This window comes from Microbacterium marinilacus (assembly GCF_019753765.1).
Taxonomy (GTDB): Bacteria; Actinomycetota; Actinomycetes; order Actinomycetales; family Microbacteriaceae; genus Microbacterium; species Microbacterium marinilacus.
Genome location: NZ_JAIJZW010000004.1, coordinates 50609 through 76836, shown reverse-complemented (window position 1 = coordinate 76836; position 26228 = coordinate 50609). Strand labels below are relative to the sequence as shown.

General features: G+C 72.5%; 29 protein-coding genes and 1 tRNA gene. 20 read left to right on the top strand and 10 right to left on the bottom strand.

Features of this window, described 5'->3' with window-relative positions; translation table 11 throughout:
* Window positions 1-138 precede the first annotated feature (138 nt).
* Window positions 139-870 (top strand): 3-oxoacyl-ACP reductase FabG, encoded by a 732-nt coding sequence (fabG, locus tag K5S26_RS08115; protein ID WP_308122839.1) that lies wholly within the window; start codon window positions 139-141, stop codon window positions 868-870.
* On the opposite strand, the gene K5S26_RS08110 is transcribed toward fabG, so the two are convergent.
* Window positions 864-1577: an alpha/beta fold hydrolase gene (locus tag K5S26_RS08110; protein WP_221857484.1), complete on the bottom strand. Its 714-nt coding sequence runs from the start codon at window positions 1575-1577 to the stop codon at window positions 864-866. The two genes, fabG and K5S26_RS08110, sit on opposite strands and share 7 nt — an antisense overlap.
* Before the next feature lie 119 nt (window positions 1578-1696).
* Here K5S26_RS08110 and K5S26_RS08105 point away from each other — a divergent pair, with 119 nt between their 5' ends.
* The 3 genes from K5S26_RS08105 to K5S26_RS08095 are packed head-to-tail and all read left to right on the top strand — an operon-like array spanning window position 1697 to window position 3269.
* Complete coding sequence (locus K5S26_RS08105; RefSeq protein ID WP_221857483.1) at window positions 1697-2266, top strand: TetR/AcrR family transcriptional regulator; 570 nt, start codon at window positions 1697-1699, stop codon at window positions 2264-2266.
* Window positions 2263-2841, top strand: coding sequence for a pyridoxine/pyridoxamine 5'-phosphate oxidase (locus K5S26_RS08100; RefSeq protein ID WP_221857482.1), 579 nt, complete (start codon window positions 2263-2265; stop codon window positions 2839-2841). The genes K5S26_RS08105 and K5S26_RS08100 overlap by 4 nt, the downstream gene beginning before the upstream one ends.
* Entirely contained in the window at window positions 2841-3269 is a 429-nt protein-coding gene (locus tag K5S26_RS08095) for a cupin domain-containing protein (protein WP_221857481.1), read from the top strand. Before K5S26_RS08100 ends, K5S26_RS08095 begins: the two co-directional genes overlap by 1 nt.
* Window positions 3270-3308: 39 nt before the next feature.
* Here the strand turns inward: K5S26_RS08095 and serB are convergent, their stop codons facing one another.
* Complete coding sequence (gene serB, locus K5S26_RS08090) at window positions 3309-3944, bottom strand: phosphoserine phosphatase SerB (protein ID WP_221857480.1); 636 nt, start codon at window positions 3942-3944, stop codon at window positions 3309-3311.
* A gap of 93 nt (window positions 3945-4037) precedes the next feature.
* On the opposite strand from serB, the gene K5S26_RS08085 reads away from it, so the two are divergent.
* Window positions 4038-4820, top strand: coding sequence for an ABC transporter ATP-binding protein (locus tag K5S26_RS08085; RefSeq protein ID WP_221857479.1), 783 nt, complete (start codon window positions 4038-4040; stop codon window positions 4818-4820).
* A 102-nt stretch (window positions 4821-4922) separates the two neighbouring features.
* A complete protein-coding gene (locus K5S26_RS08080) occupies window positions 4923-5174 on the top strand; it encodes a type B 50S ribosomal protein L31 (protein WP_208500136.1) in 252 nt (83 codons plus the stop codon).
* A gap of 24 nt (window positions 5175-5198) precedes the next feature.
* On the opposite strand, the gene K5S26_RS08075 is transcribed toward K5S26_RS08080, so the two are convergent.
* A complete protein-coding gene (locus K5S26_RS08075; protein ID WP_221857478.1) occupies window positions 5199-5525 on the bottom strand; it encodes a hypothetical protein in 327 nt (108 codons plus the stop codon).
* A gap of 52 nt (window positions 5526-5577) precedes the next feature.
* Window positions 5578-6405, bottom strand: coding sequence for a 3'-5' exonuclease (locus K5S26_RS08070; protein WP_221857477.1), 828 nt, complete (start codon window positions 6403-6405; stop codon window positions 5578-5580).
* Between the two features lie 96 nt (window positions 6406-6501).
* On the opposite strand from K5S26_RS08070, the gene K5S26_RS08065 reads away from it, so the two are divergent.
* Window positions 6502-7395, top strand: a complete 894-nt coding sequence (locus tag K5S26_RS08065; RefSeq protein ID WP_221857476.1) for an alpha/beta fold hydrolase — start codon at window positions 6502-6504, stop codon at window positions 7393-7395.
* Between the two features lie 96 nt (window positions 7396-7491).
* Window positions 7492-9210 carry a long-chain-fatty-acid--CoA ligase gene (locus K5S26_RS08060; RefSeq protein WP_221857475.1) on the top strand — a complete coding sequence of 573 codons (1719 nt, stop codon included), beginning with the start codon at window positions 7492-7494 and terminating at the stop codon, window positions 9208-9210.
* 43 nt (window positions 9211-9253) lie between these two features.
* On the opposite strand, the gene K5S26_RS08055 is transcribed toward K5S26_RS08060, so the two are convergent.
* The 4 genes from K5S26_RS08055 to K5S26_RS08040 form a co-directional block, all read right to left on the bottom strand.
* The gene (locus K5S26_RS08055) at window positions 9254-9727 is read right to left on the bottom strand and encodes an Lrp/AsnC family transcriptional regulator (RefSeq protein ID WP_221857474.1); all 474 of its coding nucleotides are present in this window, start codon (window positions 9725-9727) and stop codon (window positions 9254-9256) included.
* 113 nt (window positions 9728-9840) lie between these two features.
* Window positions 9841-10866, bottom strand: coding sequence for a DNA topoisomerase IB (locus K5S26_RS08050; protein ID WP_221857473.1), 1026 nt, complete (start codon window positions 10864-10866; stop codon window positions 9841-9843).
* A gap of 3 nt (window positions 10867-10869) precedes the next feature.
* Window positions 10870-11436, bottom strand: coding sequence for a histidine phosphatase family protein (locus K5S26_RS08045; RefSeq protein ID WP_221857472.1), 567 nt, complete (start codon window positions 11434-11436; stop codon window positions 10870-10872).
* 45 nt (window positions 11437-11481) lie between these two features.
* Window positions 11482-12333: a Sir2 family NAD-dependent protein deacetylase gene (locus tag K5S26_RS08040; protein ID WP_221857471.1), complete on the bottom strand. Its 852-nt coding sequence runs from the start codon at window positions 12331-12333 to the stop codon at window positions 11482-11484.
* A 56-nt stretch (window positions 12334-12389) separates the two neighbouring features.
* Between K5S26_RS08040 and K5S26_RS08035 the strand changes: the two genes are divergently transcribed.
* Window positions 12390-13241 (top strand): TrmH family RNA methyltransferase, encoded by an 852-nt coding sequence (locus tag K5S26_RS08035; RefSeq protein WP_221857470.1) that lies wholly within the window; start codon window positions 12390-12392, stop codon window positions 13239-13241.
* Between the two features lie 10 nt (window positions 13242-13251).
* Here K5S26_RS08035 and K5S26_RS08030 read toward each other — a convergent pair whose 3' ends face one another.
* Window positions 13252-14094: an SGNH/GDSL hydrolase family protein gene (locus K5S26_RS08030; RefSeq protein WP_221857469.1), complete on the bottom strand. Its 843-nt coding sequence runs from the start codon at window positions 14092-14094 to the stop codon at window positions 13252-13254.
* 141 nt (window positions 14095-14235) lie between these two features.
* Between K5S26_RS08030 and K5S26_RS08025 the strand changes: the two genes are divergently transcribed.
* From K5S26_RS08025 to K5S26_RS08000, 6 genes are all read left to right on the top strand, one after another.
* Complete coding sequence (locus K5S26_RS08025; RefSeq protein WP_221857468.1) at window positions 14236-15987, top strand: DEAD/DEAH box helicase; 1752 nt, start codon at window positions 14236-14238, stop codon at window positions 15985-15987.
* Window positions 15988-16010: 23 nt separating this feature from the next.
* Window positions 16011-16535, top strand: coding sequence for an SRPBCC family protein (locus tag K5S26_RS08020; protein WP_221857467.1), 525 nt, complete (start codon window positions 16011-16013; stop codon window positions 16533-16535).
* A gap of 39 nt (window positions 16536-16574) precedes the next feature.
* A complete protein-coding gene (locus K5S26_RS08015) occupies window positions 16575-17654 on the top strand; it encodes a VIT1/CCC1 transporter family protein (RefSeq protein ID WP_221857466.1) in 1080 nt (359 codons plus the stop codon).
* Window positions 17655-17769: 115 nt separating this feature from the next.
* A tRNA-Leu gene (locus tag K5S26_RS08010) sits at window positions 17770-17854 on the top strand.
* Between the two features lie 193 nt (window positions 17855-18047).
* Window positions 18048-19388, top strand: a complete 1341-nt coding sequence (locus tag K5S26_RS08005; RefSeq protein WP_221857465.1) for a M20/M25/M40 family metallo-hydrolase — start codon at window positions 18048-18050, stop codon at window positions 19386-19388.
* Window positions 19389-19460: 72 nt separating this feature from the next.
* Window positions 19461-20294 carry an undecaprenyl-diphosphate phosphatase gene (locus tag K5S26_RS08000; protein WP_221857464.1) on the top strand — a complete coding sequence of 278 codons (834 nt, stop codon included), beginning with the start codon at window positions 19461-19463 and terminating at the stop codon, window positions 20292-20294.
* Window positions 20295-20334: 40 nt separating this feature from the next.
* Here the strand turns inward: K5S26_RS08000 and K5S26_RS07995 are convergent, their stop codons facing one another.
* Entirely contained in the window at window positions 20335-21234 is a 900-nt protein-coding gene (locus K5S26_RS07995; protein WP_308122838.1) for a PAC2 family protein, read from the bottom strand.
* 217 nt (window positions 21235-21451) lie between these two features.
* Between K5S26_RS07995 and K5S26_RS07990 the strand changes: the two genes are divergently transcribed.
* From K5S26_RS07990 to K5S26_RS07970, 5 genes are read left to right on the top strand one after another with little or no spacing between them, the layout of a single operon-like run.
* Window positions 21452-22150 (top strand): HAD family hydrolase, encoded by a 699-nt coding sequence (locus K5S26_RS07990; protein ID WP_281427216.1) that lies wholly within the window; start codon window positions 21452-21454, stop codon window positions 22148-22150.
* Window positions 22147-23178: a tRNA (adenine-N1)-methyltransferase gene (locus K5S26_RS07985; protein WP_221857463.1), complete on the top strand. Its 1032-nt coding sequence runs from the start codon at window positions 22147-22149 to the stop codon at window positions 23176-23178. Before K5S26_RS07990 ends, K5S26_RS07985 begins: the two co-directional genes overlap by 4 nt.
* A gap of 10 nt (window positions 23179-23188) precedes the next feature.
* Window positions 23189-24178: an FKBP-type peptidyl-prolyl cis-trans isomerase gene (locus K5S26_RS07980; protein WP_221857462.1), complete on the top strand. Its 990-nt coding sequence runs from the start codon at window positions 23189-23191 to the stop codon at window positions 24176-24178.
* 57 nt (window positions 24179-24235) lie between these two features.
* Window positions 24236-25228 carry a helix-turn-helix transcriptional regulator gene (locus tag K5S26_RS07975; RefSeq protein ID WP_308122837.1) on the top strand — a complete coding sequence of 331 codons (993 nt, stop codon included), beginning with the start codon at window positions 24236-24238 and terminating at the stop codon, window positions 25226-25228.
* Window positions 25225-26184 carry a helix-turn-helix transcriptional regulator gene (locus K5S26_RS07970; protein WP_221857461.1) on the top strand — a complete coding sequence of 320 codons (960 nt, stop codon included), beginning with the start codon at window positions 25225-25227 and terminating at the stop codon, window positions 26182-26184. The genes K5S26_RS07975 and K5S26_RS07970 overlap by 4 nt, the downstream gene beginning before the upstream one ends.
* Window positions 26185-26228 lie beyond the last annotated feature (44 nt).

Genomic DNA, 26228 nt, shown 5'->3' with positions numbered 1-26228 from the left:
GCCGGCTTGGCAGTGCTCCACAGCGCGCGCGGGCGGTCGTTGTGCATGGCGCGACCAGGAGGGGCGTGGAGCGGCTCAGTAGGCTTGCGAGGATCGTCGGCCTAGGCAGGCCGGCCCTGGACAGGAGAGAGCAGCATCGTGAGCACCAGCACCGGAGTCAGCACGGCAGGACGCGTGGCCCTGGTCACCGGCGGCAACCGCGGCATCGGGCGCGCGATCGCCGAGCGCCTGGTGCGGGACGGATACCGCGTGGCCGTGACGGCGCGCAGCGGCGACGGGCCGGAGGGCACGCTGACGGTGCGCGCCGACGTCACCGATGCGGCGTCGCTCGACGCCGCCTTCACGGAGGTCGAGCAGAATCTCGGGGCCGTGGAGATCGTGGTCGCAAACGCCGGCATCACCAAGGACACCCTGCTCATGCGCATGAGCGAGGACGACTTCGACAGTGTCGTCGCCACGAACCTCGGAGGCGCCTTCCGGGTGGTCAAGCGTGCGTCGAAGGGCATGCTCAAGGCTCGCTTCGGCCGCGTCGTCCTCATCTCGAGCGTCGTCGGACTGTACGGGTCCGCGGGTCAGGTGAACTACGCCGCGTCGAAGAGCGCGCTCGTGGGCTTCGCACGGTCGCTGACGCGCGAGCTCGGCGCGCGGGGGATCACGGCGAACGTCGTCGCACCCGGCTTCATCGAGACCGACATGACGGCGGAGCTGCCCGAGGGCACCCAGGCGGAGTACCGCAAGGCGATCCCCGCCGGCCGATACGGCAGCGCGGCGGAGGTCGCCGGAGCCGTCGCGTGGCTCGCCTCGGACGACGCCGCGTACATCTCGGGTGCCGTCATCCCCGTCGACGGCGGGCTCGGCATGGGTCACTGACCCTCGACGACCCTCCGCAGGACCGCGGACAGCGACTCGGGGCTGCTGAACTGCGGCCAGTGGCCCGTGCCGAGCCGGACGACGTCGAAGGAGCGGATCCGCTCCACGTTCTCGTGCCACGTCGGCCACTGGGCGAGCATCGCCCTCACCCCTGCCTCGTCCTGGGCGCCGGAGAGCATCGTCGCCGGGATGTCGAAACGGCGCTCGTCGCGGAGCCGGAGGGGATCCGTGGGCACGCGCAGGGGGACGGTTTGCGCGCCCCGGGCGACGCGCTCGCGCGTGTCGGCGTCGATGTCGAAGACGTCCTCCTCGTCGAAGAAGTCCCAGCCGGGGAAAGGCACGACGCCGTCGACCGACGGGAACTCCGAGATGCCCCGCCCGTCCGGCGGCGGCACGGTGTCGACGTACACGAGCCGCGCGACGCGGTCGGGTCGCCTGTCGGCGGCGCCGAAGGCGACGTTCCCGCCGCCCGAGTGGCCGACGAGCACGACCGGTGCGTCGATGTCGTCGATGCGCTCGACCACGGCGTCGACCCAGTCGTCGATGCCGATGTCGGCCGATGCCGACGCGGGAGCGCCGACGCCGGGCATCGTCAGCGGATGGACGCGGTGCCCCGCCGCCGTGAGCGCGGGGGTCACCTCGTCCCAGGACCCGGCATCCAGCCAGAGTCCCGGGACGAGGACGATCTCGGATCCTGTGTCGACCATGTCGCTCCTGCTCCTTCGGCGGTGGAGGGCTCCGCGTTGTTCGCAGGCTACGGCGGACCGCCGACATCCGACATGGGCCGTGTTGCCGACCTACCTCTAGGTATGCCATGCTCGGCGGCATGACCACCGATACGAGCGTGCCGCCCGGCGCACGAGAGGCGGTGCTGCGCGCGGCGCAGGACCTGTACGCCGAGAACGGCGTGGCCGCCACCACACCCCGGCAGGTGCTGGCACGCAGCGGGATCGGGCAGGGCAGCCTGTACCACCACTTCCCCTCCAAGCGGGAGCTCGCGGTCGCGGCGGTCGCGCGCACGGTCGCGCAGACGCTGGCATCGGCGGCGGGCGATCTCGAGGCGGAGGGTGCGGCGGACGAGCGGCTCGAGGCGTATCTCTCGCGTCCTCGCGACGCGGTCGCGGGATGCCGTGTCGGCAGGCTGACGGCGGATCCCTTCGTGATGGCGGACGACGAGCTGCGGGGGCAGGTCGCCGGCTACTTCTCCTCGCTCATCGATCTGGTGGCCGCCGCGTTCCGCGAGCAGGGGTCTTCGGGCGAGCAGGCCCGGGACCGAGCGATCGCCGCCGTGGCCGTGCTGCAGGGCGGTTACGTGCTGTCGCGTGCCCTCGGCGACCCGTCGACGATGCAGTCCGCCGTGCGGGGCTTCCTCGCGCTCCTCGGGCCGCGGCGATGACCCGCCCGGGCGGGGAGAGGGCGGCCTGGCTGCGAGCCCTGCCGTCCTTGACGGGCACTGCTCCCGCCGGAGGCGCGGAGGCGCCGCCCCGTGAACCCGAGCCGCTGTTCGTGCGGTGGCTGGAGGCCGCGGTCGGCGCGGGTGTCGCGGAGCCGCACGCCGCGACCCTCGCGACGGTGGGCGAGGACGGGGTCCCCGACGCTCGCACGCTCATCCTGAAGGATGTCGGGCGCCGTGGCTGGGCCGTCGCCGGCCGCCGTTCGTCGCGGAAGGGCCTGCAGCTCGCCGCCGACCCGGTCGCCGCCCTGAACTTCTGGTGGCCGTCGCAGATGCGAGCCGTGCGGGTGCGCGGGGCGGTGACGGAAGCGACCGCGGAGGACAGCGCAGCCGACTTCGCCTCGCGCGCCTCTGGCGCCCGGGAGGGCGTGGCCGACGCGGACTGGGTGCTGTGGCGCATCGCGCCCAGCAGGGTGGAGTTCTGGCAGGGGGCGCGTGACCGCCGGCACGTCCGCATGGTCTACGAGCGGGGGAGCGGCGGCTGGAACCCGCCGGTGCTCGAGGAGGAGGCGCGCTGATGGGCGACTACGAGATCGTCCAGATCGGCGGCGCCGACGAGTGGCGCCGGCATCACGGCGGCTTCGACGCCGCGCGGGCGCGGGACGGACGTCGCATCGTCGATCACGAGCTCGCGATGCAGTACATCGGTCTGTCGGCGAACGCGTTGGAGCCAGGCGAGGAGGCCGGCTACTGGCACGCCCATTCGCGGATCGAGGAGCTCTACGTGTTCCTGGCGGGCGAGGGGCAGATGGGGCTCGACGGCGACGTGGTCGACGTCCGTGCCGGAAGCGTCGTGCGGGTCGGGCAGGGCGTGTGGCGCACGTGGCGGGCACTGCCGGAGAGCGACGGACAGCTGCGGTGGCTCTGCGTGCGCGCGGGCGGCGAGCCGCTTCCCCCCGCGCCGGACGACAGCCGGAGGGACCCGGCGCGCACGATGCCCTGGTGAGCGCGCCTCGGTCTTCGTCGGGGTCGCGGAGGACGCCCCTCAGCGGGGGAGCAGCGGGACGACCTGCGCGAGGTCGACCGGACCGACCACGAGCGGAGCCGACGCCCGCACGGCGGGCTTGGCGTTGAAGGCGAGGCCGAGGCCGGCGGCCCGGAGCATGAGCAGATCGTTGGCGCCGTCGCCGATCGCGATCGTGCGGGACATCGGCACCCCGCGCTCGGTCGCCCAACGGGTGAGCCAGTCACGCTTGGCCGCGGCGTCCACGATCGGTCCGTCGACCTCGCCCGTCAGCTCGCCGTCGACGGCGACGAGCCGGTTCGCGCGCCACAGGTCGACGCCGAGGGCCGGGGCGAGCTCGTCCAGGATCTCGTGGAAGCCGCCCGAGACCACGCCGACGACGCCGCCTCGAGAGTGGGCCGCATCGATCAGGTCGGTGACGCCGGGCGTCGGCTCGATGCGGGACCGGACGCGTTCGAACGAGGTGACGGGGACGCCCGCCAGCTCCCTGACGCGCGAGCGGAGGCTCTCGGCGAAGTCGACCTCGCCGCGCATGGCGGCCTCGGTCGCCGCGGCCACCTCGGCGCCGCGGCCCGCCTCGTCGGCGATCAGCTCGATCACCTCGTTGCGGATGAGGGTGGAATCGGCGTCGAGCACGATCAGGAAGCGCGCGGTCACGAGTCACGAGCGTAGCGCGCGGACTGCGCCGTCCCCGTCGCGGTCGGGCCGAGCGCGGGCTGGCACCGCCGATCGAGTGGGTAGGCTGGCGACATGCCCACAGTGCTCTCCTTCGAAGACGTCGTGGTCCGCCGAGATGGCCGGAACATCGTGGACGGACTCAGCTGGGCGGTGAACGACGACGAGCGCTGGGTGGTGCTCGGGCCGAACGGGGCGGGCAAGACCACGGTCCTGCAGCTCGCGGACACGCTGCTGCACCCGACGTCGGGCACGGTCGAGATCCTCGACGAGCGCCTGGGGCGCACCGACGTGTTCGAGCTGCGCCCGCGGATCGGCTTCGCGTCGCAGGCGCTCGCACGGCGGATCCCCGCCGACGAGACGGTGCTGAACGCCGTGCTGACCGCCGCCTACTCCGTGCTGGGCAGGTGGAACGAGCAGTACGAGAACGTCGACGAGCGGCGCGCCCTCCGTGTGCTGCGCGAGTGGCGACTGGAGCACCTCGCCGATCGCACGTTCGGCACGCTCAGCGATGGCGAGCAGAAGCGCGTGCAGGTGGCGCGGGCCATCATGACCGATCCCGAGCTGCTGCTGCTCGACGAGCCCACGGCCAGCCTCGACCTCGGCTCACGCGAGGTGCTGGTCGGGCTGCTGAGCGAGTACGCGCAGTCCCCGGTGACGCCAGCGCTGGTGATGGTCACGCACCATGTTGAGGAGATCCCGCCGGGCTTCACGCACGTGCTGCTGCTGCGGGACGGCAGGTCGGTCGCTCAGGGCACGCTCGCGGAGACTCTGACCGCGCAGAACCTCTCGGAGACGTTCGGCCTGGAGGTCGCGCTGAACGAGGAGGGCGGCCGCTACGCGGCACGCGCCCTCTGACCCGCCGGAAGATGGCGTCCACGGCGCGGCTCTGAAGCTGGTAGACTCTTTCGTTGGTGCCCAAGCACCGGAAGACTTTCGAAACCTCTTGGCAAGGACCCCATGAAGACTGACATCCACCCCGCGTACAACGCCGTCGTGTTCCGCGACCTCGGCTCGGGCGAGACCTTCCTCACCCGTTCGACCGTGACCAGCGACAAGACCATCGAGCTCGACGGCGTCGAGTACCCGGTCATCGATGTCGAGATCTCGTCGGCCTCGCACCCGTTCTACACGGGCAAGCAGCGCATCATGGACTCGGCCGGCCGCATCGAGAAGTTCAACGCGCGCTTCAAGAACTTCGGCTCGAAGTAGTCCCCGAGACGACGAAGGCCCCGCTCAGGCGGGGCCTTCGTCGTTCTCCCGTTCCTCGGCGACGCGGATCTCGATGCGACCCGCGTCGAAGTCGATGACCCCGGGCCCCTTGTCCGGGCTCGGCGCGGGGACCGGCACGATCTTCAGGGACTGCCACTCCAGGTCCGCGTCGTGCGCCGTCGGCCGGAACACCGCGTCGAAGGCGCTTCCGCCGCCCTGCAGCGGGTACTTCTTCTCGAGGTCCGTCGTGCGCATCATGCTCCACACCACGTAGCTCGCGCCTCCCACGGCGCCCAGCGCCAGCAGCGCGATCCACACGGCGATCACGATGCCCTCCCAATCGAGGTCCATGGCTCGATGGTAGGCAGCCCGCCGAGATCGGACCTCCTCCGCGCGGCGGAGATCAGCGCACGGGCCAGCTGCCGTCGAGGGCCTCGCTGGGCTCCAGTCGGCCGATCTTGACGAAGTACTCGGTGAGGCTCTCCGCCTGCTCGCGCGCCCAGCCGATCTGCCGGGTGTGCAGCTCGAGGACGTCCTCGGGAAGGCGGTCCGCGTAGCGCTCGGCCAGAGCGAGGGCCACGCGGCCCGCTGCGATCGCGTCGGCAGAGGCCTCGTGCGCCGCGTCGAGCGGCACCGAGTAGTGCGCGGCCACCACGTCGAGCGTGCGCTTGCCCTTGCGGTACTTGTCGAGGGTCTTGTCGATGACATACGGATCGACGACGGGCGCGGGCGAGGCCAGCGGCTCGACGCCGTGCCGCTCGCACTCGTGCTTCAGGAGCGACAGGTCGTAGGCCGCGTTGTAGGCCACGATCGGGATGCCGCCTGACATCAGCGTCCGCAGCGCCGCCGCGATCTCCGAGACGACGTCGGAGGCGGGTCGTCCCTCGGCGCGGGCCCGCTCGGTGGTGATGCCGTGCACGGCCGTCGCGCCCTCGGGGATCTCCACGCCGGGGTCCGCCAGCCAGTGCTCGTCGTGCACCACCGCGCCGGTGCCGTCGAGGAGCCCCACGTACGCGGTGACGATGCGGTCGGACGTCACGTCGATGCCCGTGGTCTCGAGGTCGAACACGGCGATCCGCTGCGTCCAGGGCTCCGGCTCCGGCGGTGCGGGTGCTGCGAGGGGAGCCGTCTCGACGAGGGCGCCGCGGGGAGTCCAGCTCGGCGTCTCTCCCGGGTGCTCGAGGTCGTCCAGGTCGAACAGCGGGGGAGGATCCGGCCACTTCCTCGTCATACCTCTAGAAAATAGGGCGACACGCCGACATTGCCGTCGCGCCACACCGGGCAGGGGCAGGACGGCCCTCCAGGGGCATCTCCGTAGACTCGTTCTGTGCCCGTCGCCTCGCCCTACGCCGCCCAGCTCGCCGAGATCCCCGTCGCCCGGCGTGAGGTGGAGGTGCTCGGGGGGCGCACGGCCTACTGGGTGTACGGCCCCGAGGACGCCGAGACCACGATCCTCGTGGTGCACGGGTTCCGCGGGGAGCATCACGGTCTGGAGCCCGTGGTGGCGTTCCTCGGCGGCTTCCGCATCGTGATGCCCGACCTGCCCGGTTTCGGGCAGACTCCGCCGCTGCCGGACCGTCGCCACGACATCGACGCGTACGCCGATTGGCTCGAGGCCTTCGCGGCCGCCGTGGCGCGCCCCGGTGAAGACGGCGCCCAGGTGGTGCTGGGGCACTCCTTCGGGTCGATCGTCGCCTCCTCCGCGGTCGCGCGAGGGCTGCGGACCCCGCGCCTGATCCTGGTGAACCCGATCGGCGCCCCGGCGCTCCAGGGCCCGCGCGGCATCCTCACCCGGCTCGCGATCCTGTACTACTGGGCCGGTGCGCGGCTGCCGCGCCGTCTCGGGACGTGGCTGCTGCGCACGCGGATCGTCGTGCGGGTCATGTCGCTCGCGATGGTGAAGACCCGCGATCCCGCCTTGCGGGCCTTCGTGCACGACCAGCACGACCGGTACTTCTCGTCGTTCGCCGATCGGGACGTGCTGCACGACGCGTTCGTGACCAGCGTGTCGCACGACGTGGGGGAGTACGCGTCGCGCCTGGCGGTGCCGACGCTGCTCGTGGCCGCGGACCGGGACGACATCACGTCGATCGAGGTCGAGCGGGTGCTGGCGAGCCGCATCCCGGATGCGACGCTCGTCGAGATCGCGGACGTCGGGCACCTGATCCACTACGAGAGGCCGGCGGAGGCGGCCGCCGCCATCCGCGACTGGCTGGCGTGAGGTCGGTCGGACGGCGGCACGACCCGACGCGGAGATGTGCCCGTGGCGGCATGTGCCCGGTGTCAGCATGGAGAGAACCGTCCCGGAGGAGAGCACGTGACATCGACCGGCACCTGGCCCGCGCGACCCTGGACGACGGCGTACGCGCCCGGCGTCCCGACGGACATCCCCGAGGTCACGGAGAGTCTCGTCGACATGGTGGACCTGAGCGTGCGTGCCCACCGTCGGAAGACGGCGCTGGTCTTCTTCGGCGCCCGCACGACCTACGGCGAGCTCGGCGACCGCATCGCGCGTGCGGCCGAGGGCCTGCGCCGGCTGGGGGTCTCCGCCGGCGACCGCGTGGCCCTCGTCCTGCCCAACTCCCCGCAGCACGTGGTCGCGTTCTACGCGATCCTCCGCCTCGGAGCCATCGTCGTCGAGCACAACCCGCTGTACACGCCGCGCGAGCTGCGGCACCAGTTCGAGGACCACGGTGCGCAGGTCGCGATCGTCTGGGACAAGACGGCCGACGTCGTCGCCGAGCTGCCGAGCGATGCGCGCCCGCACCACGTCGTCGCCGTCGATCTGACGGACGAGCTGCCGCTCGGCAAGCGCATCGCGCTGCGGCTTCCGCTGCGCGCTGCGCGCGAGTCGCGCTCGAAGCTGACGGCGCGCCCGCGCTCGCGTCGGATCCTTTCGTGGCGGAAGGTCGTCGACGGACGCCGTCTGGCGCGCCGGCACCCTCGGCCGAAGGTCTCCGACATCGCCCTGCTGCAGTACACGAGCGGCACGACCGGAGACCCGAAGGGCGCGATCCTGACCCACGGCAACCTGCGTGCGAACGCGCTGCAGGGGCGAGCGTGGGTGCCCGGCCTGCAGGAGGGCGAGGAGACCTTCTACGGCGTCCTGCCCCTCTTCCACGCCTACGGGCTCACGCTCTGCCTGACCTTCGCGATGAGCATCGGAGCGAAGCTCGTGCTGTTCCCGACCTTCGACGTGGATCTCGTCGTCGCCGCCGCGAGGTCCGATCCGCCGACGTTCCTGCCCGCCGTGCCGCCGGTCTACGACGCGCTGGCCCGCAGCGCGGCGCAGGGCGCCATCGACCTGTCCACGATCCGCTTCGCGATATCCGGTGCGATGAGCCTGCCGCTCTCGACCGTGCGCCGCTGGGAGGAGACGACGGGAGGACTTCTCGTCGAGGGGTACGGCATGACCGAGACGTCCCCCGTCGCGCTCGGCAACCCGATCGGCCCGGCACGCCGCCCCGGGACGGTGGGAGTGCCCTTCCCCGGCACGGACATCCGCGTCGTCCGCCTCGACGACCCGTCCGCCGAGGTCGAGCCGGGTGAGCGGGGAGAGCTCCTGATCCGTGGACCGCAGGTGTTCGCGGGCTACTGGCGGCGTCCTGAGGAGACCGCGGGCACGCTGCTGCCGGGCGGCTGGCTGCGCACCGGCGACGTCGTGACCGTCTCGGACGACGGCTTCGTCACGATCGTCGACCGCATCAAGGAGCTCATCATCACGGGCGGCTACAACGTCGCGCCCCACGAGGTCGAGGAGACGCTCGAGGCGCATCCCGACGTGCGAGCCGCGGCGGTCGTCGGCCTGCGACGGCCCGATGGCAGCGAGCAGGTGGCCGCGGCGATCGAGGTGGCGGAGGGGCGCGTCTTCGACGCCGCAGCGCTGCGGGACTTCTGCCGCGCTCACCTGGCCGACTACAAGATCCCCCGCCGCATCGTGCAGATGGACGAGCTGCCGCGGTCTCTCGTCGGGAAGATCCTGCGCCGGGAGGTGCGCGACCGGATGGCCGCCGCTCGGGGCGGCGCATCGAGCTGACGCAGGGCGTGGCGTCGGCCGCGGAGGCGACGCCGGAGGCGTCCTAGCGCTCCCGGCGGGCGAGCTGCATGAGGCCGCTCACGCGGTACGACACAGCCTCGCTCATCACCAGCGACGTCTCCGTGCGCTCGACGCCCTCGATGCCGAGGATGCGCGCGTCGACGTCGAACAGATGCCGCGCGTCGCGGCAGGCCACCAGGGCCAGCAGATCGGTCTGACCGGACATGCCGTGCACCTGAACGACCTCGGGCACCCCGGCGAGCTCGTTCGTGATGCGGGGCAGGTCGACCTGGCGGACGCCGATGGACAGGAAGGCCTCGAGCGGGAAGCCGAGCGCGGCCGTCGAGATGGAGCGCTCGAAGGAACGGAAGACTCCGGCCTTGTCGAGCCGGGACATGCGCGCCTGCACGGTGTTGCGGGACAGGCGCAGACGCTCGGCGAGGGCGACGACGGTGGCGCGCGGGTCCTCGCTGAGCGCAGCGAGCAGCTCGAGGTCGACGTGATCCAGGGAAGCCATAGAGCGAGACATTAGCAGGATCTACGAGGCGATCCTGCGCATCCTGCTCACTCGTTATCGTATCGAGTGCGCGTGCTGGCCGATTTGCTCAGTCATGGCGCTTGGCGATACCGTCATCGGTCGTCCGTCTCGCGCAGCAGCCGCCGTGTGGCGCGCTCCAGCCCGGCCTGGCGCTCCTCGTCCGAGGCGTACGAGCGGCGCACGGCCCGTGAGATGGTGCGCCCCTCCTCGTAGGCCGACACCACGCGCGGGTCGACGTACGACGTCCGTGCCATGGTCGGGGTGTTGCCCAGGAACGCCGCCACCTCGCGCATCGCGTCGGTCACGATGCGTCGACGCCGGGTCGTTCCCCCGCGGCCCTCGCGCTCGAGCTCGTCCGCGCCGGCGGCGATCTCGGCGGCGGCGAGCACGGTGGCGTGCCAGGTGCGGAAGTCCTTGGCGGTCGCGTCGACCCCGGTGATCTCCCGGACGTACTCGTTGACCGTGGCGGGCATGAGCGAGTGCCACCGGTCGTCGCGGAGCGCGAGGAGGGTCTCATCGTCGTCCCGCCGGCGTCGCAGCGTCTCGACGGCTCTCGTCACGGGCTCGTCGTCGATCTCGATGCGATGGTCGACGCCCGACTTCCCGGTGAAGGCGAAGACCAGCGTGTCGCCGGTGCGGGTCACGTGATCGCGACGCAGCGTGGTGAGCCCGAAGCTGCCGTTGGCGTCGGCGTACACGTCGTTCCCGATCCGGAAGCAGCCGAGGTCGAGCAGCCTCACCGCGAGCGCGCAGGCTCGTTCGCGCGGCATGCCGTCACGCGCGAGGTCCTCGGCCACCCGCGGGCGCGCGGCGCCGAGGGCGCGGCCGAAGTCCAGCACGCGGTCGAACTTCGCGGCGTCTCGGCGAACCCGCCACTGCGGGTGGTACAGGTACTGGCGGCGTCCGGCGGCGTCGGTGCCGACGGCCTGGAGGTGGCCGTTCTCGAACGGCGTGATCCAGACGTCCTTCCAGGCGGGCGGGATCGCGAGGGCCCGGATGCGCTCGGCGTCTAGAGCGGGCAACCGCGCGCCGTGCTCGTCGAGATACGCGAAGCCGCGACCGGCGCCGCGGCGCGTCCAGCCGGGCTGATCCGGCGATGTGCGCCGCAGGCGGACCATGTCCTAGGCCGATGCCGTCGTGTACTGGACGAGCTCGAGTCCCGAGTCCTCCAGCGCGAACAGCGTGACGGAGGCGTTCTCGAGGCGCTCACCGGGCGCCGGCAGCCGCCCGTCGGTCGCGAGGCCGATCAGCGACCGGATCAGGCCGCCGTGCGCGACGACGATCGTGGGCTCCGCCGGAGCGACCGCGGCGACCTCGGCGATCGCGTCGTGCGCTCGCGTCGCCAGCTCGTCCAGCGTCTCCGCTCCCGGCACGGGGCCGTCGCCCCAGCGCGCGAAGAAGTCGGCGACGAGCACGCCCTCGCCCTGACCGTAGTCGCGCTCTACCAGACCGGCGTGCGTGGAGGGGGCGTCCAGCTCCAGCACGGACGCGATGATCTCGGCGGTCTCCTCCGCGCGGCGCAGCGGACTGGCGACGATCCGGGTCCAGTCGCCGCCGCGCAGCGTGTCCGCCGCGACCAGCGCCTGCGCGCGGCCCGTGTCGTTGAGCGGGATGTCGGTGCGTCCCTGGACGCGTCGCTCGAAGTTCCAGTCGGTCTGTCCGTGGCGCAAGAGAGCAAGGAGGGTCACACCCGTGAGCCTACGGCGTCCGACCGGTGCCGAGGCTGGGTGCGCTCAGCGGCTCGCGGGGAGGGCGCGGGCGAGCTCGGCGAGGACCTCCGTCGTGCCGGCATCGATCTTCACGGTGACGCGGTCGTCGGCGCGGGTCTCGCCGCGGTTGACGATCACGACCGGCATGCGGCGGCGTCGGGCGCGCTCGACGAAGCGGATGCCCGAGTTCACCACGAGGGAGGACCCGGCGATGAGCAGCGCCTGGCTGCCGTGCAGCAGCTGCTCCGCCTCGCGGAACCTCTCGCCCGGGATGAACTCGCCGAAGAAGACGACGTCGGGCTTGAGCATGCCGCCGCACACCGTGCAGTCCGGCACGACGAAACCCTCCGCGGTCTCCGGCCGGACATCGCCGTCGGGTCCGAGCTCGACGTTCTCCGGGACCGTGATCCAGGGGTTCTCGCTCTCGAGCCGCTGCGCGATGTCGCGGCGGTCGAACACCTGGCCGCAGTGCGTGCAGAACACCCGCCGCATGGTGCCGTGCAGCTCCACCACGCGGTGGCTCCCGGCGCGCAGGTGGAGGCCGTCGACGTTCTGCGTGATGACGCCGCTGACGACGCCGTCGCGTTCGAGCTCGGCGAGCGCCGTGTGGCCGGGGTTCGGGGCAGCCGCCGAGAACGCGTGCCAGCCCAGGTGCGAGCCGATCCAGTACCGACGCCGCGCGTCCTCGTCGCCGAGGAACGTCTGGGCGGTCATGGGAGACCGGCGGGGCGCGCCCTTGCCGCGGTAGTCGGGTATGCCCGAGTCCGTGGACACTCCCGCGCCGGTCAGCACGGCGACGCGCAGCCCCGCGAGCACGGCTGTCGCGCGCGCGACACCGGCGGCGGTGGCGTCGTCGAGGTCGGAGGCGAGGGGCACGGAGCGATTCTATGGGCCGTTCGAGGGGCGGGATCGGCGTGAGGGATGCTGGAGGCATGGAGATCCTGAGCGTGGACGACCCGTCCGATCCGCGGCTGGCCGACTACCGAGACCTCACGGACGTGGCCCTGCGGCGAGTGCTCGAGCCGGCCGGCGGCCTCTACATGGCGGAGTCGTCGAAGGTGCTGGCGCGGGCTCTGGCGGCGGGCCACCGGCCACGATCCGTGCTCACGCAGGAGCGGTGGCTGCCGGAGCTCGAGGGCGTGCTCGCGGGCCACGACGCGACGGTCTACGTGGTGCCCGCCGACGTCGCCGAGGGGGTGACGGGCTATGCGGTGCACCGGGGCGTCCTCGCCGCGATGCACCGGCCCGCGCTCGCGCCCGTGTCGGACGTCCTGGCAGGCGCGCGACTCGCGGTGGTGCTGGAGGACATCGTCGACCACACGAACGTCGGCGCGGCCTTCCGTGCGGCCGCGGGTCTGGGCGCCGACGCCGTGCTGGTCACTCCGCGCTGCGCCGACCCGCTGTACCGGCGCAGCGTGCGCGTCAGCATGGGGACGGTGTTCCAGGTGCCGTGGACCCGCCTTCCCGAATGGGACGGCGAGAGCGGGGCCCGTGCGCAGCTGAGCGGCGCCGGCTTCCACGTCGCGGCGCTCGCCCTGGCCGAAGGCGCCGTCTCGTTGGACGACTTCGCGGCCGCGCCGCCGGAACGGGTCGCGCTGCTGATGGGCGCCGAGGGCGACGGTCTCTCGCGACACGCGCTGGCGGCGGCGGACTCCGTCGTCACGATCCCCATGTCGGGCGGCGTCGACTCGCTGAACGTCGCCTCCGCGAGCGCCGTCGCGCTGTGGGCCGTCGGCCGCGGTCAGCGGGCGTCGGATGCGTTCCGGGAGGCGTCTCCGCGCTGACGCCGCGCCGTCAGTCGCCGGACGGTGCGGCGTCGGCGTCGGGCTCCGCGCCGAAGCGAGTGGCCGCCGGCCGCTTCGCCGAGACGTTGTCGCCCGACGACTGATGCCGCACCCGCCGCAGCACCCAGGGCACGAGGTGCGTGCGCGCCCACACCAGGTCGCCGCGGCGCGCCTCGCGCCACGTCGTCTCCGGCAACGGGTCGGGCTGCATGGGCTGCAGGTCGTTGGGCACGTTCAGCGCGCGCAGCACCATCCGCGCCACCTCGTGGTGGCCGAGCGGGTTCATGTGCAGCCGGTCGTCGTCGAAGAACCGCGGGTCCTGGATGGTCTTCAGCGCCCACTGGTCGGCGACGATGCAGTCGTACTTGTCGGCGATCGCGCGGAGGTTCTCGTTGTAGATGGCGACGCGGCCGCGCAGCGCACGGAACACGGGCGTGAAGGCGGTGTCGACGCCCGTGAACACCACGACGGTCGCCCCCTCGGCGCTCAGGCGCGCGACGGCACCCTCGAACTGGATCGCCACGGCGTCGGGGTCTCCGCCCGGCCGGATCACGTCGTTGCCGCCCGCGCAGAACGTGACGAGGTCGGGCTGCAGGGCGAGGGCGGGCTCGATCTGCTCGTCGATGATCTGCCCGATCAGGCGGCCGCGGACGGCGAGGTTCGCATACGCGAAGTCGTCGACCTGCTGCGAGAGCACCTCGGCGACACGATCGGCCCAGCCGCGATGCCCGCCGGGCGAGTTGGGCTCGGGATCGCCGATGCCCTCGGTGAACGAGTCGCCGAGGGCCACCAGACGTCGCCAGGGGTGCGGGCCCTCGTTGGCGACGAGGGGGCTGCGGTCGTCGTTCGGCATGGTTCCTCCTGATGCGGGCGGGCGTCGGGCGACCAGAAGACTACGCCTCGTCGGCCGCCGCCGGATCCGCCGCGCGACGGAGTCGCGGCACTCCGGCGCCTCCCGGCCGAACGTCGGCGACGCCCATTACCCTGGAACCCCATGCTGTCACCGTCCTACCCGCAGAGAGCCCCGTGGGGCACCGCGGGAAAGCTCCGCGCCTGGCAGCAGGAGGCGCTGGAGGCGTACTTCGAAGCGGACCGCCGAGACTTCCTCGTCGCCGCGACGCCGGGCGCGGGCAAGACGACCTTCGCGCTCACGCTGGCGGGGGAGCTGCTGCGCACACGCGAGGTCGACCGGATCATCGTCGTCGCCCCGACGGAGCATCTGAAGACGCAGTGGGCGGACGCCGCCGCCCGGGCGCACATCCGCCTCGACCCCGCCTTCCGCAACAGCCACACGACGTTCTCACGTCAGTACCACGGCGTCGTCGTCACCTACGCCCAGGTGGCGGTCAAGGCCTCCGTCCACCGGGCGCTCACCGAGGGCGGGCGCACCCTGGTGATCCTCGACGAGGTGCACCACGGCGGAGAGGCGCTGAGCTGGGGCGACGCGCTGCGCGAGGCCTACGGCCCGGCAAGACGCCGGCTGCTCCTGAGCGGGACGCCCTTCCGCAGCGACGACTCGCCGATCCCGTTCGTCGAGTACGCGCCCGACGCGCAGGGGCTGCGAACCTCCATCACCGACTACTCCTACGGCTACGGCCGCGCCCTCGCCGACGGCGTCGTCCGCCCCGTGCTGTTCCACGTCTACTCCGGGCACATGAAGTGGCGAACGCGTGTCGGCGACGAGCTCGAGGCGCACCTCGGTCAGGACAACATCAAGGACGTCACGTCGCAGGCGTGGCGCACCGCGCTCGACCCTCAGGGCGAGTGGATGTCGGTCGTGCTCCGGTCTGCGGACCTGCGGCTCACCGAGATCCGTCATCACGTGCCGGACGCGGGCGGGCTGGTGCTGGCCACCGATCAGACGTCCGCGCGGGCGTACGCGAAGCTGCTGCACTCGATCACCGGGCAGCGGGCGACGATCGTCCTCTCCGACGACGCCGAGGCCTCGCAGCGCATCGAGCGGTTCTCCGTGAGCGGCGACCGCTGGATGGTCGCGGTGCGCATGGTCTCCGAGGGCGTGGACGTCCCGCGCCTGGCGGTCGGCGTCTACGCGACCTCGTCGTCCACGCCGCTGTTCTTCGCGCAGGCCATCGGGCGTTTCGTCCGCGCTCGACGGCGGGGCGAGGCGGCCAGCGTGTTCCTGCCGCACGTGCCGGTGCTGATGGGGCTCGCGAACGAGATGGAGCGCCAGCGCGATCACGTGCTCGATCGTCTCGAGAAGGACGAGGACGGGCTCGACGACAGCCTGCTCGAGGCCGCCGAGCGCGAGGACAAGGCGTCGGACGCGCTGACGGAGGAGGGCACGTTCGAGGCGCTCGGCTCGGTCGCGCACTTCGACCGGGTGGTGTTCGACGGACAGGAGTTCGGCCAGCTGGCGGTGCCCGGCACAGAGGAGGAGCAGGAGTTCATCGGCCTCCCGGGCCTGCTCGAGCCCGAGCACGTGCACGAGCTGCTGATGCAGCGCGTCGCGCGGCAGTCCCGTCACCGGCAGGTGCGCGAGGCACGCGAAGCCGACGGCGGCGGCGAAGCGGTGTCCACGCTGCCTGCGCCGTTGCACCGCACCCTGAAAGAGCAGCGGCAGCTGCTCAACAGCCTCGTCGGGGTCTACGCCCGCCAGACCGGCGAGCCCCACGGCGTCGTCCACGCCGAGCTGCGGCGCCGCTGCGGCGGACCGGAGGTCGCCAAGGCCACGGTGGCGCAGCTGCAGGCGCGAATCGACCTGCTGCGCAAGCGGGTGCGCTCCTGAGCGCGCGTCCGTAGTCTCGCCGCATGGCCGCCCCGTACTCGTTCCGCACCGTGTGGCGGGTGGACGCGCTGCCCGATCGGGTCTGGCGGGCGCTCACCGCGGCGGTGACGGGTCGGTCGGCGTCGTGGTGGCGTGCGATGCGTGTGGTGTCGCCCGCCCGCCGGATCGACCGGGGCGAGCAGATGAGAGCGGAGGTGCACGCGCCGCTCGGCTATCGCCTGCGTCTCGTTCTCACCCTCACACGTGTCCGCCCCGGGCACGCGATCTCGGCCGAGAGCTCCGGCGACCTCGAGGGGCGCGGCAGCGTCGAGGTGCGGCGCGAAGGGGCAGGAAGCGAGGTGCGCTTCGCCTGGGACGTCGAGGTGCGGCGGAGGTGGATGCGCCTGCTCGACCCCGTCCTGCGCCCCGTGTTCGCGGTCGCGCACCGGATGGTGATGCGCGCCGGCGAGCGGGGCCTGCGCGAGGCCCTCCACGGGGCGCCTCGTTCGGCGCGGCGAAAACCTGCCAATCCCGTTCCCCGGGGCGGCGGGCGGCGACACGCTGAGTAGCGTGGAGGGACATCCCGCCCACCCCTCTCAGGAGGTCCCTTGAGCACGCCCGCTCCCGAAGCATGGGCCGCCGACCGTCGCCGATGGGCCCAGTACCTCGCCGACGAGCGCGCCGAGGCCCACGTCTACCGCCGTCTCGCAGCGACGAAGGAGGGCGAGACGCGCGCGATCCTCGAGCAGCTGGCGATCGCGGAGGGGCGACATGAGGCGCACTGGCTCGCCCTCCTGGGCGGCGAGCCGACGCGCATGCCGCGCGCGAGCCTGCGCACGCGCATGCTCGGCTGGATGGCGGGGCGATTCGGCACGATCTTCGTGCTGGCTCTGGCGCAGAACGCCGAAGCGCGTTCGCCTTACGACGGCGAGCGCTTCGCGACCCCGGCGATGCGGGCGGACGAGAAGGTGCATCACGAGGTCGTGCGCGGTCTCGCGGCCCGCGGGCGCCGGCGTCTGTCCGGGACGTTCCGCGCCGCGGTGTTCGGCGCGAACGACGGCCTCGTCTCCAACCTCGCGCTCGTTCTCGGCATCGGCGCCACCGGCGTGGCCCCTCAGGTGGTGCTGTTCAGCGGCGTGGCGGGCCTGCTCGCGGGAGCGCTGTCGATGGGTGCGGGGGAGTTCGTCTCCGTGCGGTCGCAGCGCGAGATGCTGGACGCGACGGAGCCGGGGACGTACGGGGATCAGGCGCTCCCGGACCTGGACATCGACTCGAACGAGCTCGCACTGGTGTACCGGGCGCGGGGGATGGACGAGGCCACGGCGGACGCCCGCGCGCGCAAGGCGATCGCCGAGGCGCATGCCGGACGCGAGCCGGTGCACACGGGCGCCATCGACACGCACGAGGTCGTCGGCGGTGCGTGGCGTGCCGCGGGCTCGAGCTTCCTCTTCTTCGCCAGCGGCGCGGTCATCCCGGTCCTGCCGTGGCTGCTCGGCCTCACGGGGGTGGCGGCGGTGCTCGTCGCCCTCGTCCTGGTGGGGCTGGCGCTCCTCGGCACCGGCGCGACGGTGGGCCTGCTGTCCGGCGCCCCGCCGCTGAAGCGCGCGTTGCGGCAGCTGGCGATCGGCTTCGGCGCCGCCGCGGTGACGTACGTCCTCGGGCTGCTGTTCGGCGTCTCGGCGGGCTGACGTCAGGACGCGCCCGGCTCCCGGTGCGATTCGTCGCGGTCCAGGTGGCGTGGTAGTGTTTCTCCTCGGTCGCGAAAGCGGTCGAGGCTCCGGTCGAAAGGCCGGACACCCAGTTGCGCGGGTGGCGGAATAGGTAGACGCGCTAGCTTGAGGTGCTAGTGCCCGTATAGGGCGTGGGGGTTCAAGTCCCCCCTCGCGCACACAGAGATCGAAGGCCCCGGAGAGATCCGGGGCCTTCGTCGTCGTCTCGCTCGGCAGCGCCGCCATCCCCGCGGATCGGTGCGATCGCGCCTCTACGGCGCTGCATAAGGGCGCTTCGGCACCGATCCCCGTGATGCGGGCGAGTACCCGGGCCGTGCCCGTCGGTCGGACGCATGTCGATACGGTGGATCCATGTCGACGCCTGCCACCCCTCACGACGATCGGCGCCCCGGCGGCGCCGACACGCCGCTGCCCGAGGTCGTGCGGATGGCCCGCGAGCTGATCCGCATCGACACGACGAACTGGGGCGGGGGACGATCGCGCGGCGAGCGGGAGGCCGCGGAGTACGTCGCCGCTCACCTGGAGTCGCTCGGCCTGACGCCGGAGGTGTACGAGCCGGTGGAACGACGCGCCAACGTGGCCGCCCGGGTCCCGGGGCGCGATCCGAGGAAGCCGGCCCTGGTGCTGCACGGTCACCTCGACGTGGTGCCCGCGGTGGCCGACGACTGGTCGGTGGACCCGTTCGCCGGCGAGATCCGCGACGGCATGCTCTGGGGACGGGGCGCGGTCGACATGAAGAACATGGACGCGATGATCCTCGCGGCCGTCGGCGACCTGCTGCGCGCGGGGGAGCAGCCGGAACGCGACCTCGTGCTGGCCTTCTTCGCCGACGAGGAGAACGGCGGCGTCGAGGGCTCCCAGCTCGTCGTCCGCGACCGGCCGCACTGGTTCGCGGGCGCGACCGAGGCGATCAGCGAGGTCGGCGGGTACTCGATCCCCGTCGGCGACCGCAGCGCGTACCTGCTGCAGGTGGGCGAGAAGGCCCTGATGTGGGTCACCCTCGTCGCGCGGGGCCGTGCCGGGCACGGCAGCCGGGTGCACCCCGAGAACGCCGTCACGCGCCTGGCCTCCGCCGTCGCTCGGCTCGGCGCCGCCGAGTGGCCGGTCGAGATGACGGCGACGACCGAGCGTCTGCTTGCCGGCATCGCCGAGATCGCGGGGGTCGACCCCGCGGCCGACCCGGACTCGCTCGCCGCCTGCACCGGCCCGGCGGCGGCGTTCGTCGCGTCCACCTTCCGCACCATCACCAACCCGACCGGCCTGACCGCCGGCTACAAGCACAACGTCATCCCGGACGAGGCCTCCGCGACCGTCGACATCCGGGTGCTGCCGGGGGCGGAGGACGCCGTGCTCGCCGAGGTGCAGCGCATCGTCGGCGACGACATCGAGATCCGCATGTTCCATCGGGACATCGGACTCGAGATCCCCTTCGAGGGGGCGCTGGTGGACGCGATGGTGGGCGCGCTGGGGCGGCACGACCCCGGCGTGCCGGTGCTGCCCTACCTGCTGGGCGCCGGCACCGACAACAAGGCGCTGTCGACGATCGGCATCGACGGCTACGGCTTCGCGCCGCTCAAGCTGCCCGCCGACCTGGACTTCACCGGCATGTTCCACGGGGTCGACGAACGGGTGCCGCTCGACGCGCTGGTGTTCGGGCAGCGCGTCCTGGCCGACCTCCTCCGCACCTATTGAGCGGCGGCACGGCGAGCGGACGGCGGGGAGTCTGACGCGACGTCCCGCGCTCGTGACCTAGAGTCGACTCTCGTGCCGTTCATCGAAGCGATCATCCTCGGCCTCGTGCAGGGCCTCACCGAGTTCCTGCCGATCTCGTCGAGCGCCCACATCCGCATCCTCGGCGAGTTCCTGCCGTCGGCGACGGATCCCGGCGCGACGTTCACCGCCATCACGCAGATCGGCACCGAGGCGGCCGTGCTCGTGTACTTCTGGGGCAAGATCGTGCGCGTCATCTCGCGATGGGCGCAGTCGCTGGCGGGACGCGTGCCGCGCGACGACCCGGACGCGCGGATGGGATGGCTCGTCATCATCGGCACGCTGCCGATCGGCGTGCTCGGCTTCCTCTTCCAGGACGTCATCCGCGACGTGTTCCGCAACCTGTGGCTCGTGGCGATCGTGCTGATCGTGTTCGGCGTGATCCTGGGCGTCGCCGACCGCTACGGTCGGCGCGAGCGCGATCTCGACGACATCACCTACCCGAGCGGCATCGCGCTGGGCTTCGCGCAGGCGCTGGCGCTCGTCCCCGGCGTCTCCCGCTCGGGCGCGACCACCACCGCTGCGCGCCTGCTCGGCTACAACCGCACGGCGGCCGCCGAGTACGCGTTCCTGCTCGCCGTGCCCGCTGTCTTCGGCAGCGGCCTCTATGAGCTGCTGCACGCCTTCACCGAGCCGGCGACCGGGCCGTACGGCCTGGGCGAGACCGCGGTCGCGACGATCGTGGCGTTCCTCGTCGGCTGGGTCGTCATCGCCTACCTGATGCGCTACCTCAAGACCGGCAGCTTCCTGCCCTTCGTGATCTACCGCGTCGCGCTCGGCGGCGTGCTGCTGGTCCTGCTGGCGACGGGCGTCCTGAGCGCGTTCTGATCCCCGTACGGCGCGGCGGCTCGGCGCGCGGGGCGGCGGATCAGCGGCCGCGGTCGTCCCGGCCGCGGCCGTCGCTGCGGCGCAGGTAGCTCTCGAAGGCCTGGGCGATCGCGTCGCCGGACGCCTCCGGCGACTCGACGGTGTCGCGCGCCTGCTCGAGCTGCTGGATGTACTCGCGCATCTCGTCGTCGTCGGCGGCGGCCGCGTCGATCGTCGCCTCCCAGGTGGCGGCCTCGGCCGACAGCGTGCCGCGCGGCAGGTCGGCGGCGGCGAGCTCCTCCAACCGGTCGAGGAGCGCGAGCGTGGCCTTCGGGGACGGGGTGTGCCCCGCGACGTAGTGGGGGACGCTCGCCCACAGGCTGGCGGACGGGATGCCGGCACGCTCGGCGGCGTCGCCCAGCACGCTCAGCACGCCGACGGGGCCCTCGTAGCTGCTGCGCTCCAGCGCGAGCGCATCGCGCAGCGCGTCGTTGTCGCTCCCCGCGAAGATCGAGATCGGCCGGGTATGCGGCACGTCCGCCATCATCGAGCCGAGCGTCACGAAGCCGCTGACGTCCTCCCGCAGGGCGACGTCGATGAACTCGGCGGCGAACGCCTGCCAGGCGCGCGCCGGCTCGACCCCGGTCAGCACCCAGAACTCCGTGCCGCCGGGCGCGGCGCCCCGCGTCGGGCGATGGAGGGTCGCCTCGGGCCAGCGCAGGCCGCGGCGGCCGGACGCGTCCGCCTCGACGGTGGGACGCGTGTACTGGTAGTCGAAGTAGAGCTCGGGGTCGACGCTCACGACGCGCTCGTAATCGCCTTCGCCGAGCAGCAGGTTCACGGCGCTCGTCGCCGCCTCTCCCGCATCGTTCCACCCGTCGAAGGCGGCGATGATGATCCGGCGGCCCAGGGTCGCGGGCTCGGGCGTCTTCGCGTCGATCGTGCCGTCCTCGTTCTCCACACGGCTCCTCTCCGTCCGCCGCGCCTCCGCCCGGCGGAACTTCGTCCCAGGATAGGCGCGTGGGAGCCGGCTGTCGCCGGACGCGCGCAGAACCGCACGCCTTGCTCACCGGTTCCGCCGGGGTGGCGGCGGATAGAGTGACCCGGTGACTTCCCCCCACCCTCAGCCCGCCTCCGCGAGCGGCCCGCTGCCCAGTGCCGACCTGCCCAGTGCCGACCTGCCCAGTGCCGTCCTGCCCAGTGCCGTCCTGTGGGACATGGACGGCACGATCGTGGACACCGAGCCGTACTGGATCGCCGCCGAGGCGCCGCTCGTCGAGGAGCACGGCGGGTCCTGGACCCATCAGGATGCTCTCCAGCTCGTCGGGCTCAGCCTCGACGCGTCCGCGCGCATCCTCCAGGACGCGGGAGTGCGGCTGACGGTCGACGAGATCATCGCGACGCTGTCCGCTCGCGTCGTGGCGATGTGCGCGGAGCGAGGAGTGCCGTTCCGCCCCGGCGCCCTGGAGATGCTGCACGATCTGCGTGCCGCAGGCGTGAAGACCGGCCTCGTCACGATGTCCTACCGGCACATGGCGCTCTCGATCGTCGAGCTGATCGGGTTCCAGGCCTTCGACGTCGTGATCGCCGGCGACGACGCGCGTCGGCCCAAGCCGCATCCGGATCCCTATCTCCAGGCCGCGGAGGCGCTCGGGGTGGACATCGCGCACACGGTCGCCATCGAGGACTCGCCCAACGGCCTGCGCTCGGCGATCGCCTCGGGCGCGGTCGCGCTGGGCGTGCCGAACATCCTGCCGCTCGACGGCATCGGCGCGCACGCTCTGTGGCCGACGCTGGAAGGCCGGACCGCCGCGGATCTGGGAGCGCTGCACGTGGCGCATCACACGACCGCGGCGGTGCACGGGGACGCCCGATGACGGCGGCGCTGCGGCCGAGGGGTCCGTTCCGCTACGGCGACCGGGTCCAGCTCACCGGGCCCAAGGCGCGCATGCACACGATCACGCTGCGCGAGGGCGGCGAGCTGCACACGCATCACGGCGTGCTGCGGCACGAGCAGCTCATCGGGCATCCGGACGGCTCCGTGTTCGAGAACAGCTCGGGACACGAGTACCTCGCGTTGCGGCCGCTGCTGCGCGACTTCGTGATGTCCATGCCGCGCGGGGCGGCGATCGTCTACCCGAAGGACGCGGCGGCGATCGTCGCCCAGGCGGACATCTTCCCGGGCGCGGTCGTGGTGGAGGCCGGCGTGGGGTCCGGCGCGCTCTCGCTGTCACTGCTGCGGGCGGTCGGCCGTGAGGGACGGCTGATCTCGTTCGAGCGCCGCCTCGAGTTCGCCGACGTCGCCCGCGCCAACGTCGAGACGTTCTTCGGCGAGACGCCGTCGAGCTGGGAGGTGCGGGAGGGCGACCTCGCGGAGGCGCTGCCGATCGCCGTCGAGCCGGGATCCGTCGATCGGGTGGTGCTCGACATGCTCGCCCCCTGGGAGGTCATGGACGCGGTGGCCGACGCGCTCACTCCGGGCGGCGTCGTGATCTGCTACGTCGCCACTGCGACGCAGCTCTCGCGCGTGGCGGAGTACATCCGCGGCACGGGAGGGTTCACCGACCCGGAGGCGAACGAGACGATGGTCCGGGGCTGGCACGTCGAGGGGCTGGCCGTGCGCCCCGACCATCGCATGGTCGCCCACACGGGCTTCCTGATCTCCGCCCGCCGCCTCGCGCCGGGCGTCGTGGCCCCGGAGGTGAAGCGCCGCGCCTCCAAGAAGAGCTTCTCCGACGAGGACGTCGAGCTCTGGACGCCCGGGGCCGTCGGGGATCGGGAGATCACCGACAAGAACCTGCGCAAGCGCGTCCGTGAGGCGCAGCGGGCGGCGGACGGCGCGCGCATCGCCTCGGACCGCGCCGTCGAGCCGACGGCGTCGGGGACAGCGGACGAGGACGCATAGACTGAACGGCATGCGGAGAACTGCGGCCGTCCTGTCTCTCGTCGCCCTCGTGGGCGCTGCGCTGGTGGGCTGCGCGCCCGCGGGCAGCGCGGACGCCACGTGCGATCGGGTGGCTGACAGCGACCCCGAGACGATGGATCTGATCGAGGTCTCGGGTGCGCTGGACGATGCGCCGGACGTGCACGTGTTCACCCCCTTCGCGGCGGCTGAGGACGCGTACGCCGATGTCGTGACCGGCGACGGCCCGGCGATCACCGACGTGCGTCAGCCCGGGGTGCTCGACATCACGCTGTTCGACGGCGAGACCGGCGCGGCTCTGCTGGGCACCGCTTACAGCGGCGACGTGTCGGCCGTCAGCCCGTTCTCCGGCATGGTGGAGCAGTTCCCCGCGTTCGAGGACGCCCTGATGTGCGCCACCGAGGGTTCGCGCATCGCCGTCGCGCTCTCGCAGGACGGTGTCGCGCCCGAGGCGCGCGAGTACTACGCGCAGGCGGGTTTCCCCGACGAGGGATCGCTCGTCGCCGTGATCGACGTCCGCAAGGTGCTGCCGCGCGCGGCCTCCGGACAGGTGGAGTTCAACGACGGCCTCGGCCTGCCGACCGTGGTGCGCACGCCGGACGGCGTGCCCGGCGTCATCGTCCCCGACGCGACGGCTCCGGACGAGCTGGTGGTGCAGACCCTGATCAAGGGGGACGGGCCCGTCGTCGGCGACGACGAGGCCGTCGTGGTGCAGTACACCGGCGTGACGTGGGACGAGCGCGAGGTGTTCGACTCCACCTGGGAGAGCGGGTCGCCCGCGACGTTCGTGCCCGCGAACGTCGTGCCGGGCTTCGCCGCCGCGCTCGAGGACCAGACCGTCGGCTCCCAGATCATGGTCGTGATCCCGCCGGACCAGGGCTACGGCGATCAGGCCCAGGGGTCGATCCCGGCCGGATCGACGCTCGTGTTCGTGATCGACGTGCTCGGCACCGCTCCCGCGGACACGCTGCAGACCCAGTAGCTCCTGCAGCCGGGAGACGACGGGGCGGACGGGCCCCCACGACCGTAGGATGGTCTGGTGGCCTTGCGGATCCCGGCGGAAGAGCGCCAGCTGAACCTGATCGTGGCCCTCATGGCCACGGAGATCGGCCTGACCAAGCAGCAGATCCTGGAGACCGTCTCCGGCTATCGCGAGCGGCAGGGCGGCAGCTCGGACGCGCTCGAGAAGATGTTCGAGCGCGACAAGGACGACCTGCGCGACCTGGGCGTCCCGATCGAGACGCTCGGCGACCATGCCGACCCGAACGACCTGCGCGAGGCGCGCTATCGCATCCCGAAGACGGAATACGACCTGCCCGCCGACATCGAGTTCACGCCCGCCGAGCTCGCGATCCTCGCCCTGGCCGGCTCGGTGTGGAGCGAGGGGTCGCTGTCGAAGGACGCCCGCACGGGGCTGCGCAAGATCCGAGCGCTCGGCATCGAGGTCGACGAGCCCATCATCGGGTTCGCCCCGCGGCTGATCGTCCGCGAGCCCTCCTTCACTCCACTGCGCGACGCGATCGAGGCGTGCCGCGTCGTGGCGTTCGACTATCTGAAGCCCGGCGAGGAGCGGCCCCGGCGTCGCACCGTCAGGCCGCTGGCGCTCGTGGACTACGAGGGGCGCTGGCACGTCTCGGCCCACGACATCGATGCCGACGGCGAGCGCATGTTCCTGCTGACACGCATCGTCGGATCCGTCCGCCCCACGGGAGCGCGGTTCGACCCGGCGCTGCGCGACGGCGCGGGTCAGCGCGCCATGCAGGGGCTGCGGGACGTCGCCGCCCGCAACCGCGCGCTGCTCGAGGTCACGCCCGGCAGCGAGGCCGCCTTGCGTCTGACGCGTCGCGGGGAGGCGGCCGCGCAGGGCATCCGCGTGCCGTACGTCGACGCGCACATCTTCGCCGACGAGCTCGCGTCGTACGGGCCCGAGGTGCGGGTCGTCGAGCCGCAGACGCTGAGGGAGGCGGTGGTCGGTCGTCTGCGCGCCGCCCGCGACGCGCACGCGACGCCCACCGGGGGAGGATCCGCATGACCCGCCTGCTGGCGGCCGACCGCGTCGGCATCCTGCTGACCCTCGTCCCCTACCTGATCGAGCGCGGCGAGGTGCCCGTCGCCGAGGCCGCGCGCGACTTCGACGTGTCACCCGACCAGATGCGTCAGATCGTCGAGAAGCTCACGGTGATAGGTCGACCGGGACACGGCGACTACGTGCAGATGCCGGACGACCTGTTCGACATCAACTGGGACCTGCTCGAGCAGCAGGACGTCATCGAGATCACGCAGGCGGTGGGTCTCGAGCGCGCGCCCCGGCTGACCGCGCGGGAGGCGGCGGCCCTGCTCGCCGGGCTTCGCCTGGCGAGCTCCCTCCCGGGAGTCGCGGGCAGCGAGGTCCTGACGGGCCTGCTCGCCAAGCTGTCACACGGGGCGTCGGCGACCCCTGCCGAGGTCGTCGTCACCCCTGAGCCGGTCGACGAGGTCCGCACGCTGGTGTCGCGCGCCCTCCGCGAGCAGGTGGCGCTGTCGTTCACCTATCGGCGCCCCGACGCCGGCGCGACGACGCGAACGGTCGACCCGGTCAAGCTGATCGTCACGGAGGGACAGTGGTACCTGCAAGGCTGGTGTCACCTCCGGCGAGCGATGCGCAACTTCCTGCTGGAGCGCGTGAGCGAGCCGCAGCTGACCGACATCCCCATCGCCCACGGCCATGAGCCCGTGCCCGACCTGTTCGAGCCCGGTGAGAACGACGAGGTGGCGGTCGTGCGCTTCGCGACCGAGCTCGGGCCGCTGGTGGGCGACTATCTCGCCGGCGCGGAGACCGTCGACGAGGACGGGACGACCACCGCGCGACTCCGGGTGTCCGACGCCCGTTCGCTCAAGCGGCTCGCCGCCCGGCGCGCGGGACGGGTCGAGATCCTGGAGCCGGCATCGGCTCGACGCGCGGCCGCGGAGTGGGCTTCGGAGGCCCTCGCGCTGTACGAGACGGACTGACGGGCGCGCCCGGCGGGGCACAGGCCGGCCCAGGGTTCGGCGGT

Excerpts from the sequence above, each read along its gene's own strand:
- K5S26_RS08110 (WP_221857484.1), bottom strand. The coding sequence starts at position 1,577 with ATGGTCGACACAGGATCCGAGATCGTCCTCGTCCCGGGACTCTGGCTG.
- K5S26_RS08105 (WP_221857483.1), top strand. The coding sequence starts at position 1,697 with ATGACCACCGATACGAGCGTGCCGCCCGGCGCACGAGAGGCGGTGCTG.
- K5S26_RS08100 (WP_221857482.1), top strand. The coding sequence starts at position 2,263 with ATGACCCGCCCGGGCGGGGAGAGGGCGGCCTGGCTGCGAGCCCTGCCG.
- K5S26_RS08095 (WP_221857481.1), top strand. The coding sequence starts at position 2,841 with ATGGGCGACTACGAGATCGTCCAGATCGGCGGCGCCGACGAGTGGCGC.
- K5S26_RS08085 (WP_221857479.1), top strand. The coding sequence starts at position 4,038 with ATGCCCACAGTGCTCTCCTTCGAAGACGTCGTGGTCCGCCGAGATGGC.
- K5S26_RS08080 (WP_208500136.1), top strand. The coding sequence starts at position 4,923 with ATGAAGACTGACATCCACCCCGCGTACAACGCCGTCGTGTTCCGCGAC.
- K5S26_RS08075 (WP_221857478.1), bottom strand. The coding sequence starts at position 5,525 with ATGGACCTCGATTGGGAGGGCATCGTGATCGCCGTGTGGATCGCGCTG.
- K5S26_RS08070 (WP_221857477.1), bottom strand. The coding sequence starts at position 6,405 with ATGACGAGGAAGTGGCCGGATCCTCCCCCGCTGTTCGACCTGGACGAC.
- K5S26_RS08055 (WP_221857474.1), bottom strand. The coding sequence starts at position 9,727 with ATGGCTTCCCTGGATCACGTCGACCTCGAGCTGCTCGCTGCGCTCAGC.
- K5S26_RS08050 (WP_221857473.1), bottom strand. The coding sequence starts at position 10,866 with ATGGTCCGCCTGCGGCGCACATCGCCGGATCAGCCCGGCTGGACGCGC.
- K5S26_RS08035 (WP_221857470.1), top strand. The coding sequence starts at position 12,390 with ATGGAGATCCTGAGCGTGGACGACCCGTCCGATCCGCGGCTGGCCGAC.
- K5S26_RS08030 (WP_221857469.1), bottom strand. The coding sequence starts at position 14,094 with ATGCCGAACGACGACCGCAGCCCCCTCGTCGCCAACGAGGGCCCGCAC.
- K5S26_RS08025 (WP_221857468.1), top strand. The coding sequence starts at position 14,236 with ATGCTGTCACCGTCCTACCCGCAGAGAGCCCCGTGGGGCACCGCGGGA.
- K5S26_RS08020 (WP_221857467.1), top strand. The coding sequence starts at position 16,011 with ATGGCCGCCCCGTACTCGTTCCGCACCGTGTGGCGGGTGGACGCGCTG.
- K5S26_RS08005 (WP_221857465.1), top strand. The coding sequence starts at position 18,048 with ATGTCGACGCCTGCCACCCCTCACGACGATCGGCGCCCCGGCGGCGCC.
- K5S26_RS07985 (WP_221857463.1), top strand. The coding sequence starts at position 22,147 with ATGACGGCGGCGCTGCGGCCGAGGGGTCCGTTCCGCTACGGCGACCGG.
- K5S26_RS07980 (WP_221857462.1), top strand. The coding sequence starts at position 23,189 with ATGCGGAGAACTGCGGCCGTCCTGTCTCTCGTCGCCCTCGTGGGCGCT.
- K5S26_RS07970 (WP_221857461.1), top strand. The coding sequence starts at position 25,225 with ATGACCCGCCTGCTGGCGGCCGACCGCGTCGGCATCCTGCTGACCCTC.